Origin of the sequence: Streptomyces mangrovi (assembly GCF_900114215.1) — a bacterium.
Taxonomy (GTDB): Bacteria; Actinomycetota; Actinomycetes; order Streptomycetales; family Streptomycetaceae; genus Streptomyces; species Streptomyces barkulensis.
The window spans coordinates 389,036-401,791 of the sequence record NZ_FOSG01000001.1 but is presented as its reverse complement, the minus strand read 5'-3'; the positions used below and the strand labels follow the sequence as shown (position 1 = coordinate 401,791).

Annotated in this window: 13 protein-coding genes; 2 read left to right on the top strand and 11 right to left on the bottom strand. The window is 75.2% G+C overall.

Annotation, left to right across the window (positions count from 1 at the left end; translation table 11 throughout):
- Positions 1-130: 130 nt before the first annotated feature.
- The 7 genes from BM237_RS29110 to BM237_RS01705 all read right to left on the bottom strand — a co-directional run bounded on the left by BM237_RS29110 (position 131) and on the right by BM237_RS01705 (position 7,019).
- The gene (locus BM237_RS29110) at positions 131-274 is read right to left on the bottom strand and encodes a hypothetical protein (protein WP_175540844.1); all 144 of its coding nucleotides are present in this window, start codon (positions 272-274) and stop codon (positions 131-133) included.
- A gap of 50 nt (positions 275-324) precedes the next feature.
- Complete coding sequence (locus BM237_RS01730; protein ID WP_093846974.1) at positions 325-1,284, bottom strand: DUF2332 domain-containing protein; 960 nt, start codon at positions 1,282-1,284, stop codon at positions 325-327.
- A 118-nt stretch (positions 1,285-1,402) separates the two neighbouring features.
- On the bottom strand, positions 1,403-1,663 hold the full coding sequence (locus tag BM237_RS01725; RefSeq protein ID WP_425443628.1) for a hypothetical protein: 261 nt from the start codon (positions 1,661-1,663) through the stop codon (positions 1,403-1,405).
- 71 nt (positions 1,664-1,734) lie between these two features.
- The gene (locus BM237_RS01720; RefSeq protein WP_093846972.1) at positions 1,735-3,399 is read right to left on the bottom strand and encodes a DNA repair helicase XPB; all 1,665 of its coding nucleotides are present in this window, start codon (positions 3,397-3,399) and stop codon (positions 1,735-1,737) included.
- Between the two features lie 221 nt (positions 3,400-3,620).
- Complete coding sequence (locus tag BM237_RS01715) at positions 3,621-3,974, bottom strand: hypothetical protein (protein WP_093846970.1); 354 nt, start codon at positions 3,972-3,974, stop codon at positions 3,621-3,623.
- Positions 3,971-4,462 carry a hypothetical protein gene (locus BM237_RS01710; RefSeq protein ID WP_093846968.1) on the bottom strand — a complete coding sequence of 164 codons (492 nt, stop codon included), beginning with the start codon at positions 4,460-4,462 and terminating at the stop codon, positions 3,971-3,973. Before BM237_RS01710 ends, BM237_RS01715 begins: the two co-directional genes overlap by 4 nt.
- 79 nt (positions 4,463-4,541) lie before the next feature.
- The gene (locus BM237_RS01705; RefSeq protein WP_093846966.1) at positions 4,542-7,019 is read right to left on the bottom strand and encodes a helicase C-terminal domain-containing protein; all 2,478 of its coding nucleotides are present in this window, start codon (positions 7,017-7,019) and stop codon (positions 4,542-4,544) included.
- Positions 7,020-7,126: 107 nt separating this feature from the next.
- Here BM237_RS01705 and BM237_RS01700 point away from each other — a divergent pair, with 107 nt between their 5' ends.
- Together BM237_RS01700 and BM237_RS01695 are read left to right on the top strand one after the other, a co-directional pair.
- Positions 7,127-8,170: a hypothetical protein gene (locus BM237_RS01700; RefSeq protein ID WP_093846964.1), complete on the top strand. Its 1,044-nt coding sequence runs from the start codon at positions 7,127-7,129 to the stop codon at positions 8,168-8,170.
- Between the two features lie 22 nt (positions 8,171-8,192).
- The gene (locus tag BM237_RS01695; RefSeq protein WP_093846962.1) at positions 8,193-8,609 is read left to right on the top strand and encodes a DUF3592 domain-containing protein; all 417 of its coding nucleotides are present in this window, start codon (positions 8,193-8,195) and stop codon (positions 8,607-8,609) included.
- A gap of 77 nt (positions 8,610-8,686) precedes the next feature.
- On the opposite strand, the gene BM237_RS01690 is transcribed toward BM237_RS01695, so the two are convergent.
- From BM237_RS01690 to BM237_RS01675, 4 genes are read right to left on the bottom strand one after another with little or no spacing between them, the layout of a single operon-like run.
- A complete protein-coding gene (locus BM237_RS01690) occupies positions 8,687-9,661 on the bottom strand; it encodes an ABC transporter substrate-binding protein (protein ID WP_093846960.1) in 975 nt (324 codons plus the stop codon).
- On the bottom strand, positions 9,658-10,572 hold the full coding sequence (locus tag BM237_RS01685) for an ABC transporter ATP-binding protein (RefSeq protein ID WP_093846958.1): 915 nt from the start codon (positions 10,570-10,572) through the stop codon (positions 9,658-9,660). The genes BM237_RS01690 and BM237_RS01685 overlap by 4 nt, the downstream gene beginning before the upstream one ends.
- Positions 10,569-11,666, bottom strand: coding sequence for a FecCD family ABC transporter permease (locus BM237_RS01680; RefSeq protein ID WP_245793348.1), 1,098 nt, complete (start codon positions 11,664-11,666; stop codon positions 10,569-10,571). The genes BM237_RS01685 and BM237_RS01680 overlap by 4 nt, the downstream gene beginning before the upstream one ends.
- Complete coding sequence (locus tag BM237_RS01675; RefSeq protein WP_093846956.1) at positions 11,663-12,724, bottom strand: FecCD family ABC transporter permease; 1,062 nt, start codon at positions 12,722-12,724, stop codon at positions 11,663-11,665. The genes BM237_RS01680 and BM237_RS01675 overlap by 4 nt, the downstream gene beginning before the upstream one ends.
- Positions 12,725-12,756: the final 32 nt, after the last annotated feature.

Here is a 12,756-nt window from a genome sequence, read left to right as displayed (position 1 = left end):
AAGCAGCTGCAGACACGACGTGCGACCGAGGTGACTTCTCACCGTATCTTGCGGAGGAAGGCGGGGTGGAGTAGTCGGTCACGTACCGGTTTTGTCCAGCAGGGCAGACCTGTGTACTTCTGAGTGCCGGTCACCGGTCCATGGCTTCGGCCAGGCGTCTGTCCAGTTCCTCGTCCAGACGCCGCGCCTCGTCCTCGGTGGGGTCGTAGCCGTTCCACTCGCGCAGTAGGGCGCGGGTCCGCTCGGCGGGGTCGCGTGAGTCGGCGTCGGCCACGGGGATCTCCTCTCGTCCGCCGCAAAGGTAGCGGGGGCGGAGCGGGCCGGTCAGGTTTCCAGCCACTCCAGGGACTGGCCGTGCGGGCCCGTGAAGGCCACCGGGCGTTCGTCCAGGGCCAGGACGAACGAGGCGCGATCGGCGGGCGCCGGGCGGGGCAGGCGCTCGGCGACGGAGGGCAGGGCGCCGGGGGACTCGTTGGAGATCCAGTGGGCGGGCAGGGCACGCATCGTCTCGGCGAAGGCATCTCGCGCTCCGGGCGGCAGATAGGCCAGCACCGCGCTGTGGAAGACCACCGGCGTGGCGCCCGCCGGGGCCGAGGCGACCAGACCGCGGACGGTCTCGTTGAGGTCCCCGCGCACCAGGTGCGGGGGTTCGGCGCGGGCGACGCGGACGGCGTCACGCAGCCGCCGCAGCCGGTGCGTCTGCTCCGGCCAGACCAGGCACTCCAGCCAGTGGACGTCGCCGTCGTCGCTCACGTCGAGGGGGTTGAGGTCCGTCCCGGCCCGCCAGACGACCGTCGGCGGCCGGGCGGGAAGCGGTACGGGACCGGCCGTGCGGCAGTCCAGGGTGACCGGGCCGCCGTCCGGGCCGAACGCGGGCCGGCCGTCGTAGGAGTACCGATAGCGGTCGGGGTACAGGCACAGCCCGGCGGAGGCGCCGACCTCGATCAGGGCCAGTGGCTGGGGCAGGGCCGCCAGCAGCGGCAGCAGTACGGCGCACCGGCCGGGCTCGTTGGTCTGGGTGCGGCGTTCCAGTACGACCGCCCGCACCTCGTCCCAGTGGTCGAGCAGCCAGGGGCGGAACGAGGCGGGGTCGCCGGTGGGGCCGCCGAGGAACCGTGCCGCGCCCAGCAGCAGGTTCGGCTGCCGTTTCGACTCGGGCAACCGGCCGATCAGGGCCGTCAGGCGGTCGTCGCGGGCGATCGCCCCGGCCAGCTCCTCGTAGCTCGGGGAGTGGCCCCGGGCCTCCCGTTCCGCGAACCGCCGGTACCGTTCTGTCGTGTCCATGAACCGATCATGGACACGGTGAGCGGGGCCGTACGAGGGGTTCGGACGGAGTGTCCGTCACCTCACACGGCCGCGGGAGTCACCGCCGGCGCCATCGCCATCGCCACCGGCAAAGCGGTCACCGCGCCGCGAAGCGGTCCAGCGCGTTCAGGACGCAGGCGCGGGTGGTGGCGCCGCCGAGCTGACCCTCGGCGACGACGGTCAGCTCCGCGTCCGGCCGGGCGCGGGACAGCTCCCGCGCGGTGTCGAGCGGGCCGCTCGGATCGGCCCGGCCGTGGGCCGGCGCCCCCGGGACGCCCGCCGACCGTCCCGCGCCGCGCAGCAGCGCGCCCTCCTCCAGCCAGGCGCCGTGGGGGAGGTAGTGCGCGCACAGGCGCACCGGATGTGGCGGCCCGCTCGTCCCCCGCTCCGCGGTGAGGCCGGGGAGGCCGGGGAGGCCGGGGAGGGGGACTACCCGACCTCGTCGGGCTCCTCGTCGCCCGCCAGCAGCTCGGAGGCGTCCACGATGCGGTAGGCGTAGCCCTGCTCGGCCAGGAAGCGCTGGCGGTGGGCCGCGAAGTCCTGGTCGACGGTGTCGCGGGCGACGACCGAGTAGAAGCGGGCCTCGTGGCCGTCTGCCTTCGGGCGCAGCACACGGCCCAGGCGCTGGGCCTCCTCCTGGCGGGAGCCGAAGGTGCCCGACACCTGGATGGCGACGGTGGCCTCGGGCAGGTCGATGGAGAAGTTGGCGACCTTGGAGACCACCAGCACCGACAGCTCGCCCGAGCGGAAGGCGTCGAACAGCTTCTCGCGCTGCGCGTTGCCGGTGTCGCCCTTGATCACGGGCGCGTCCAGGTGCTCGCCCAGTTCGTCGAGCTGGTCGATGTACTGGCCGATGACGAGCGTCTGCTGCCCGGCGTGGCGTCGCACCAGCGCCTCGGTGACGCGCTGCTTGGAGGCCGTGGTGGAGCAGAAGCGGTACTTCTCGTCCGACTCGGCCGTCGCGTACGCCAGCCGCTCGGACTCGGTGAGGTCCACACGGACCTCCACGCAGTCGGCCGGGGCGATGTAGCCCTGCGCCTCGATCTCCTTCCAGGGGGCGTCGAAGCGCTTGGGGCCGATGAGGGAGAAGACGTCGGACTCGCGGCCGTCCTCGCGCACCAGCGTGGCCGTCAGGCCGATGCGGCGGCGGGCCTGGAGGTCGGCGGTGAACTTGAACACCGGCGCCGGCAGCAGGTGGACCTCGTCGTAGACGATCAGGCCCCAGTCGCGGGAGTCGAACAGCTCCAGGTGCGGGTAGACGCCCTTCCGCTTGGTCGTCAGCACCTGGTACGTGGCGATGGTGACGGGGCGGATCTCCTTCTTCGCGCCGCTGTACTCGCCGACCTCGCTCTCCGTCAGCGAGGTGCGCCGCACCAGCTCGCTCTTCCACTGCCGGGCGGAGACGGTGTTGGTCACCAGGATCAGCGTGGTGGCCTTCGCCGTGGCCATCGCGCCCGCACCCACCAGCGTCTTGCCCGCGCCGCAGGGCAGCACGACGACGCCGGAGCCGCCGTGCCAGAAGTTCTCCACGGCCTGCCTCTGGTAGGGGCGCAGCGCCCAGCCGTCCTCGACCAGCTCGATCGGGTGCGCCTCGCCGTCCACATAGCCGGCCAGGTCCTCGGCGGGCCAGCCGAGCTTGAGCAGCGCCTGCTTGATCTGGCCGCGCTCGGAGGGGTGGACGGCGACGGTGTCGGGGTCGATACGGGTGCCGACCAGCGGCTGGATCCGCTTGGAACGCAGGATCTCCTCCAGCACCGGCCGGTCGGAGGACTCCAGGACCAGCCCGTGGGTGGGGTGCTTGAGCAGCCGCAGCCGGCCGTAGCGGTCCATCGTCTCGGCCACGTCCACCAGCAGCGCGTGCGGCACCGGGTAGCGGGAGTGGGTGACCAGGGCGTCGACGACCTGCTCGGCGTCGTGCCCGGCGGCGCGGGCGTTCCACAGGCCCAGCGGGGTGAGCCGGTAGGTGTGGATGTGCTCGGGGGCCCGCTCCAGTTCGGCGAAGGGCGCGATGGCGCGGCGGCAGTCGTCGGCCTGCTCGTGGTCGACCTCCAGCAGCAGGGTCTTGTCGCTCTGGACGATGAGCGGTCCGGTCACGGTGGGGCTCCTCCTGCCTTCGGCTGCTCGGTCGGCGCGCGGTCGGCGCACACCCGGCGCACGGGCCGACCGTCCAGTGTGCCCCATCCGGCCGACAGACGGCTGCCCCGCGGCGGCCGTCAGCCGACCGGACGGTGCGAACCCAAGGGTGCGGGCCGCTGCCCATGTCATGAGAGGCAGGAAGAAAGAGCGCGCGGTCACGACCTCCCAAGGGCACTTGGTCAATCGGTCTGGCGTGGGTGGCCCGTTCTGGCCAGGACCAGCCAGCACGTCTGCTCGCCTTCGTCGAACAGATACCAGAGCCGCCCGCCGCCCGTAACCTCGATCTGCCACTGCGGCAGGGCCTTGCCGTTCCGGGTGCCGTTGGCCAGATCGCCTTTCAGACGATGGTGCCGCTGTGTAGGCGGCACCGGAGCTGGACCGGTGCGCATCGCCTGCCACGCGACGAGCGTGTTGCCCGGTGCTTTCTTGCACAGCTCCCGCCAACCCACAGCGGCTTCCCGGTTGCCGAACCTGATGTGGAACTCCCCCTTGCCGGGAGGAGGCGGTACCGGATCCCCCTTGCCCAGGCTCACGTGTCCGCCGCCTCCGGTGCGCCGACGGGACCGAAGTCCTCGTCGCCGTGGTCGGTGGTCAGAGCCTTGTGCAGTTCAGGGTCGGCATACACCTCGGCGGTGTGCTTCCACTCCGTTATCACCTGGGCGATCGGTCCCACCGTCCCCAGATCGGTGCTGGCCCGGGCCGTCTCGACGAACTCGATCAGGAACTGCCGGACGGAGCCCTCCGGCAGGAACCGGACCCAGGGGAACGCCTCGGGGAAGGCTCTGGTGAGCAGGTCGACCGCGTGCGGTTCCTCCTTCATCAGCGCGACGAACATGCGGGTCGTGGAGTCCACCACCTGCACGGCCTCGTCGGCCTTGGCGGCAGTGGTCAGGTAGAGGTCCTCGTCGTCCCGCCGGTGCAGCCGGATGCCCTTGCGTATGTCGGTCTGCATGCGGGCGACGGTGTCCTTGGGCTTCTGGATCAGCTCGGAGAAGTTGGCTTCGACGGGGGTTGCGGTCATGACTTGGAAGGTACTTCAGAAGTCATGGGGGATCCAGTGAATTCACTCCCGTGCACCCGTACGGGTGCACGGGCCGGGTTCAGTCGTCGGTGTCCGTCAGGGCCGCCGCGCCCGTGATGCGGTGCAGCGGGTAGGTGCGGACCTCCTCGGCGGTGTGGTCGTACGCCGTGACGAAGCCGCCCTCGACGCGGACGGGCTCGACGACGCGCTCACCGGCGGTGCCGTCGGCGTCCACGTGGCCGATCCGCACCGCCGTCCCGCGCCGGGCGGCGGCGCGCAGGACGGCCAGGGTGTCGGCCGCGGGCGTGCGCGGCGGCGGGCCGCCGGGAGCGGCCGGGACGGGGCGACGGGGCCGGGGCGGGGCGCCGCCGGCCGCCACGTCACCCGAACGGATGGCGCGTACGGCCGCGGCCAGCAGCGGGGCGCCGGGGGCGGGCGGGCCGTCCGGCACCGGCTCGGGCGCGGTGCGCGGCGGGGTGCGCAGGGCGTCGGCGCGGTGGACCACCACATCGCCCCCGGCGGACTCGGCGGCCGGCGCGTATCCCAGGGCGCGCAGCCGCTCCAGCAGGGTGGCCGGGTCCGCCTGGGCGGCCAGCACCGTCGGCGCCAGCAGCCGCAGCCCCAGGGAGGCGGCGCGGCGGTCGGCGGCGATCTCGGCGAGCAGCGTGTCGTCGTCGCAGCGGACGTAGGAGCCGGCCGCGCCCACCCGCAGCCGGCCGTGCCGCCGCGCCACGTCGTCGATCAGGTACGCCAGCGGCTGCGGGACGGGCGTGCGGGAGTGGGCGGCCAGGAAGGAGTGCAGGTCGTCGGCGCCGTGGCCCGCGTCGAGGGCGCGGCGCACCGACCCGGGGGTGAAGCGGTAGACCGTCGCGCCGCCCTTGGACTCCACGTCGGCCAGGGTGTTCAGCGTCTCGGCCAGATGGCGGCGCAGCGGCCCCGGCGCCACGGCCGTCAGGTCGGCCTGGAGCAGGACGTGGTCCAGCGGCTCGGGCAGGAGCGGGGCCAGGAGGGATGCGGCGGCCTCCGGGCCGGCCGTTCCGGGTTCCGGTCCCGCCGTGTCCGCGTCGGTTCCGCCCGCGTCGGCGGCGTGCTCGTCCAGCAGGGGGCGCGCGTACGAGGTGAGTGCGCCGCGCCCGGTCACGCCCAGCAGCTCCGCCTCCGTCAGCGTCCACCGCACGATCCGGCCGCGCAGCTCCGCGCCGCCGCGCAGCGGGCACTCCCAGTCCAGCCGGGCGGCCACCGCGTCGGCCTCCGGAGCCGTCCCCGCCGGCTCGGCGGCCAGCAGGCCCAAGGTGTGGCGGCGCAGCTCGGGCGCGGGACCGCGGTCCAGACCGGGGCCGAGCGCGCCGAGCGTCCGGCTGCGGGCGTCGCGCCCGCCGACCAGCCCGGCCAGCCGGGTGGCCGCCAGCCAGGCGCGGGCCAGGTGCGTCCAGCGTCGCTCGGGCGGCTCCTCCAGCCACGCGTCGTAGGCGGGGGTGGGCGCGTACCGCTCGCCCTCCTCGCCGTCGGAGGCCAGCAGCCCGGCGGCGTAGGCCAGTTCGATCCAGAAGGCGGCGACCGGCTCGGACACGTCGAGCGCGACGGCGGTGCGCTTGAGGTCCCGTACGCCCAGGCCGCCCGCGCGCAGCACCGGCGGCGCGCCGGCCTCCGTGCTCCACAGCTCCAGCAGCTCCTCGACGGCCGCCAGTGCAGCCAGCGCCTGACTCGCCCCGGCGGAGTCCGCCACCGCCGGTGTGCGGGCGCGGCCGGGCCCGACGGGCGGCGGCAGTGGCTCCAGGCAGCGGTGGGCGCGGCCGCCGCGCAGGTGCAGGGCCGCCTCCCGGGGCAGTACGACCGTGCGGGGCGCGGCCGGCAGCAGCAGGGCGCGGTCCAGCAGCCAGCGCACCGGCTGGGAGGGGACCTCGGAGACCTCGCCGTAGGGCGGGCCCCACACCAGCTTGGCGAGCATGACCCGTGCCTCCTCGGGCGCCTGCCCCAGCAGGGCGTCCATCCGCTCCCGGTCGCCGAAGAGCGAGGTCAGGGACTCCAGCGCGCTCACCGGGTCGTGGGTGGTGGGCAGCCCGGCGGCGGTCAGGATCTCCTGGAGGCGGCCGGGCGACATCCCCGCGGTGGCCTCGGCCAGGGACGGGCCCAGACCGGTGGGGGAAGGGCGTGACGCGGACGGGGCGAGCAGCTCGCGGGCGGTGCGCACCAGGCGCAGCCGGTCGTCGCCGCCCCAGACGATCGCCCGCTCGCGCAGCAGGCCCAGCGCGCGCGGCAGTTGGTCCTCCCCGCCGGGCAGCAGGGCGGCCAGCTCCCCGTACGGGCAGGGGTCGGGCGCCACGGCCAGCGCCTCGGCGACCTGGAGGGCGAAGCGGTCCAGCCGCTCCAGCGCCCGCAGTACAGAGGTGCGGGCGCCCGCGCGGGTGGCGAGCTGGGAGAGGTCGCCGGGGACGGGCGAGAGCAGGTCCGGGCGCGCCCGCAGCAGGGCGGCGAGCTCGTCGTCGGGGCGGGAGCGCAGCTCGTCGGCGAGCGTGCGGGGAGCCGCTCGGCGCCGCGCTTCGGGCTCTGTCGTCATCCGTACAACGGTACCGGCAGCCTGTGGACAACCGGTTCCGCGCGCGGACGGTGCGGGTACGGTCGTGGCGTACGGATGCCAGGGACCAGTAGCCGCTGAGGTGTCGGGTGGGGATCGAGAGCGAACAGCTGGTCTTCGACTATCTGAGCCGGATCGGAGATCTGGCGCACGGCACGGCCATGACGGCCGCCGAGCGGGCGCGTCTGGTGGCCGGGGTGCGCGCCGACATCGAGCGGCGCCGTGCCGAGGCGGGCGGCGCGCACACCGCGGCCGGGGTGCGCCGGATCCTGGACGGCATCGGGCGGCCGGAGGACGTGATCGCGGACACGGGCGTCTCCGTGCCGCAGCCCAGGGTGCACGGGCCGGTGGTGCACGGGCCGGTGGAGCCTCGTCCGGCGGAGGGCGGGCCGGCGCCGCGCGGCGGTGACACGCTGCCGAAACCGCCGGAGCAGTCGACCGCCGCCTCGCCGCCCCATCTCGCGCCCGCCCACGAGCTGGGCCCCCGGGAGAGCGACCCCGACTGGTGGCGCGAGGGGCCGGGCGCCCCCCGGTACGCGCCGGGTGGCCGGCGTCCGGTCGGCGGCTTCGACGGCGGGATCGAGCTGCCGGAGGTGCTCGAGCCCCCGCCGGCCCCGGAGAAAGAGAAGGAGGAGGCGCGGCGGAGGGCGGAGGCCGCGCAGGCCGCCGACGCCGACGCGGCGGACGAGACCCCGGCCGCACCCGGGCGGAACCGGTGGGCGCGCCTGCCGCGCCCGCTGCGCCCACGCACGGCGAAGGTGGCGGGCGGCGCACCGCGTACGGCCCGCGTGCCGCGCGTCGGCGGCGCCGTGGAGCTGGCGGCCGCCGCCCTGCTGGTGGCGGGCGCGGTGATGGGCTCGCTGATCCCGCTGGGCCTGGGCTGGCTGGCCGCCTGGTGGTCGCCCCGGCTGAGCCGCCAGGAGGCCAAGTGGGCGGTGACGGTCGTGCCCGGTACGGTCGCCGCCGCCGGGCTGGTGTGGCTGTGGGGCCGCACCGAGGGCCGCTGGGGGGAGCCGATAGCCGAGGACGCGCTGGGCGAGGCGGTCACCGCCTCCTGGCCCTGGGCGCTGCGCGCCGCGGCCGTCGCCAGCGCCCTCTACCTGCTGTGGCGGGCCCGGCGGCCGAGAGCGTAGGGCGACAGGACGGGGAGAAGCGTTGGAGGGGTTCCTGGGTCTTCTCTTCACCGTGCTGAGCGCCGGCCTCGGGCTCCTGGGGACGAGACTCCTGGTGCCGCATCTGCGGAATGACAGGTTCGCCAACGGGGGGACCGGCGTCCGCACCGCGGGCGAGTGCGTCAACCTGCGCTGGACGTCGGGCGGCTGGGTGTCCAGCGTCATCGCCTACGAGGACGAGGACGGTGAGCGGCAGCTCGCGATGACCGGCGCACATCCGGTCATACCCGTCCACATTGGGGAGGCCGCCGAGGTCCGCTACGACCCGCGAGGCAGGGCGACGGCGGTGGTGAACGGCGAGATGCCACCCAAGGGCTTCTATGCCTTCTGCATGGTGCCCTTCGGCGTCGGCCTGGTCTTCGGCGCCATCGGGATTCACTACCTGGCGACAGCGGTCTGAGACCCCGGGCGTGGAACCCGGGATGCGGGGGCCGTCCGTCCCCCGGCCGGGCCGGGGCCTGCCCGGCCGGGGGTGCGTCAGCCCTCGGAGGTGCCGGAGCCCTTGGGCAGCAGCTCCTTCATCTCCTCCAGGATCGTGTCGGCGGCCGTGTAGCCGATGCCCTGGATCCAGGTCTCGTCGTCCACGCGGTGGGCGCGGCCGTTCTCCACCGCCTCCATGCTCTTCCACAGCGCGCCGCCGACGGCCTTGTCCTCGCCGGACTTCGCCGGGTCGCCGTAGGAGGTGTAGAGGACGACGTCCGCGTCGCCCTGGTCGACCTTCTCCGGGCTGACGTCGACCGAGAAGCCGTCAGGGGCCTTGTCGGCGATGGCCGGGCGGCTCACGCCGATGTCGGCGAGGATGGAGCCGATGTAGTTCTGCCTGCCGTAGACGCGGGTGTCGGCGCCCTCGACGAAGCGGACGACGCTCACCGTCAGCTTCCGGGCCTTCTCCGGGCCGCCGAGCGCCTCGGTGACCTCGGCCGTCTTCGCCTCGTAGGCGTCGATGACCTTCTCCGCCTCGTCCTGCCGGTTGAGGGCGTTGGCGTGGACCAGGAAGTTCTGCTTCCAGGGCGCGCCGGTGGTCTCGGTGAAGACGGTCGGGGCGATCTTCGACAGCTCGTCGTAGCGGTCCTTGTCGCGGATGTCGCTGCCCAGGATCAGGTCCGGCTCGAGCGCCGCGATCTTCTCCAGGTTGGGCGCGGCGATGTTGCCGACGTTCTCGATGCCCTCGACCTTCTCCTTGGGCAGGTACTTCAGGAAGCCGGAGGCCACGTCGGAGCGGGTGGAGCCGACGGGCTTGACGCCCAGGGTGATGGCCGAGTCCAGCTCGGCGGTGTCGAGGACGACCACGCGCTCGGGCTCGGCGGGGACCTCGACCTCCCCGTGGGCGGTCATCACCTTCCGGGTCTCCCCGGAGGCGGCGCCGCTCTCCCCGCCGCAGGCGGACAGGGCGAGGACACAGGCCAGCGCGGTGGCGCCGGCGGCGGACGTACGGCGGCGGGTGAGGGTCATGGTGTCGCCTTTCGGATGTTGACGGGGACGGTGGCGGGGGCGGCCGCAGAAGCGGAAGCAGGCGCGCCGGGGACGACGAGCGGACCGCCCGTCACCGGGTCGGGCACCACCACGGCCTCCAGGCCGAAGACCTCGCGGACCAGGTCGGCGGTGACGGCCCGTCCCGGTGGCCCCTGCGCGACGATCCGGCCCTCGCGCATCGCGACGAGGTGGTCGGCGTAGCGGGCGGCCTGGTTGAGGTCGTGCAGGACCATCACGACCGTGCGGCCCCGCTCCCGGTTGAGCCGCCGCACCAGGTCGAGGACCTCCACCTGGTGGGCGATGTCGAGGTACGTGGTCGGCTCGTCGAGCAGCAGCAGCTCGGTCTCCTGGGCGAGCGCCATGGCGATCCACACGCGCTGCCGCTGTCCGCCCGACAGCTCGTCCACGGCCCGGTCGGCCAGCCCGGTGACGCCGGTGCTGTCCATGGCGTCGGTGACGGCCCGCTCGTCGGCCTCCGACCACTGCTGCCACCAGCGCTGGTGGGGCTGGCGGCCCCGGGCGACGAGGTTGCCGACGGTGATCGCCTCGGGCGCGACCGGCGCCTGGGGGAGCAGCCCGAGGGAGCGGGCGACCGCGCGGGTGGGTACGCGGTCCAGCTCCCGGCCGTCCAGCAGCACCGCGCCGCGCCGGGGCCGCAGCAGCCGGCCCAGCGCCCGCAGCAGGGTGGACTTGCCGCACGCGTTGGGCCCGACGACGACGGTGACGCGGCCGTCGGGCACGTCGAGGTCGAGGCCGTCGACGACCGTGCGGCTCTCGTAGGCGAGGGTCAGGCCGCGGGCCGACAGCCGGCTCGCGGGCGCGTCGGGCGCGCCGGTCCTGTCCGGCCCGCCGTCCGCCGTGGTCCCGCCGGGCGAGGTGGTGTCCGTCATGGTCTTCCTCCGGTGCGGCCGCGGGCGATCAGCCAGACGAGGTAGGGCGCCCCGATCGCCGCCGTGAGCACTCCGACCGGCAGCTCCACCGGCGCCAGGAGCCTGCGGGCCAGCAGGTCGCCGAGGGTGACGACGAAGGCGCCCAGCAGGGCCGTGGCGAGCAGCGGGATCTGCGCGGTGCGCGTCAGCCGGCGGGCGATCTGCGGGGAGAGCAGCGCCACGAAGTCCACCGGCCCCGCCGCGCCGGTGGCCACCGAGGCCAGGACGACGCCGGTGGCCGCCAGCCCCAGCCGGACGCGGCCCAGCCGCACCCCCAGGGCGGTGGCGGTGTCGTCGTCCAGCGCCGCCTGCCGCTGGGCGCGGGCGCACCACAGCACGGCGGGCAGCACGGCCAGCAGTGCCCAGCCCAGGGGCCCGGCCTGCTCCCAGCCGCGCCCGTTGAGCGAGCCGGTCAGCCACACCTGGGCCTGCTGGGCGGCGAGGAAGTCGCCCTTGGTCATGAACAGCTGGGTGAGCGAGCGCAGCGCCACGGAGAAGCCCAGGCCGATCAGGACGAAGCGGGCCGCGCTCAGGCCGCGTCGCCAGGCGAAGACGTAGACCAGCGCGGCGGCGAGCATCCCGCCCGCCACCGACAGGTAGGGCAGCAGGGCGTACGAGGTCAGGCCGAAGGTCATCGCGCCGACGGTCAAGGCGGCGGCGCCGTGGGTGACGCCGATGATCTCCGGGCTGGCCAGGGGGTTGCGGGCGACGGTCTGGATCAGCCCGCCCGCCACCCCGAGCGCGGCGCCCACCATCAGCCCGAGGACCACGCGCGGCAGCCGCAGCGTGCCCACGACCAGCTCCTCCGGGGACGGCAGCCCCAGCAGCACCCGCACCACCTCGGTGGGCGCGGTGGCGGTCTCGCCGAGGCAGAGCGACGCGACGACGGCCGCGGCCAGCGCGGCGGCGAGGGCGGCCGTCACCGCCGCCGAGCGGCGGTGGAGCAGGAACGAGGCGCGCCCGCGGCGCACCAGGCCGTACCCCGGGGGTCTGACGGGCGCCTCACGGCCCGGTGCCTCACGGGGCGTCTCGCCCACGGCGTCGGGCGCGGTCACGGCCCCACCGCCTTCCCGGCCCGGCCGCGCACCAGCGCCACCAGGAACGGCACGCCGATCAGCGCCGTCATCACGCCCGCGGGCACCTCGCCCGGCGGCACCACGACCCGCCCGGCGACGTCCGCCACCAGCAGCACCACCGGGCCCAGCAGTGCGGCCGCGGGCAGCAGCCAGCGGTGGTCGGAGCCGACGAGGGCGCGGGCCAGATGGGGGACGGCCAGGCCGACGAAGGCGATGGGCCCGGCGGCGGCGACCCCGGCGCCGGTCAGGACGGTGGCCCCGAGGCCGCCGGTGATCCGTACGGCCGCGGTGTTCTGCCCCAGGCCCCTGGCCATGTCCTCGCCCAGTGCCAGGGCGTCCAGACCGCGCGCGACGGCCATCACCAGCAGCGCGCCCGTCGCCAGGAACGGCCATACCTGCCCGATCACCTCCGTATCGCGCCCGGCGACCGAGCCGACCTGCCAGAAGCGGAACTCGTCCAGGGCCGCGGCCCGCGTCGTCAGCACCCCCGCCACCACCGAGTACAGCAGCGCGTTGACGGCGGCCCCGGCCAGCGCCAGGCGTACCGGTGTGGCCCCCTCGCGGCCCCGGGCGGCGATCGCGTAGACGGCCGTCCCCGCGACGCCCGCGCCGGCGAAGGCGAACCAGACGTATCCGGAGAGCGTGTGCACCCCGGCGAAGGCGATGGCCAGGACGACACCCAGTGCCGCGCCCTGGCTGACGCCGAGGATGCCGGGCTCGGCGATGGGGTTGCGGGTCAGGCCCTGCATCACGCAGCCGGCCAGCCCGAGCGCGGCGCCGACCAGCACCGCCAGCAGGGTGCGCGGGGCGCGCATGGTCCGCACCACCTGGGCGGCGGGGCCGTCGCCGCCGTGCACCAGCGCCTCGTACACCGCGTCCGGCGCGATGGCGCGGCTGCCGACGGCCAGGCTCAGCAGCACGGCCAGGGCCAGGGCGGCCGAGACCGCGGCCACCGCGACCGGTCGGCGGGCCGTCCGCGCGCGGCGCGGACCGGCCGCCTCGCGGCCGGGCGCGGCGGGGGCTCGGGCGGTGGGCATCTGCGACCTCGGACGGTGTGCGGGCGGGGCGG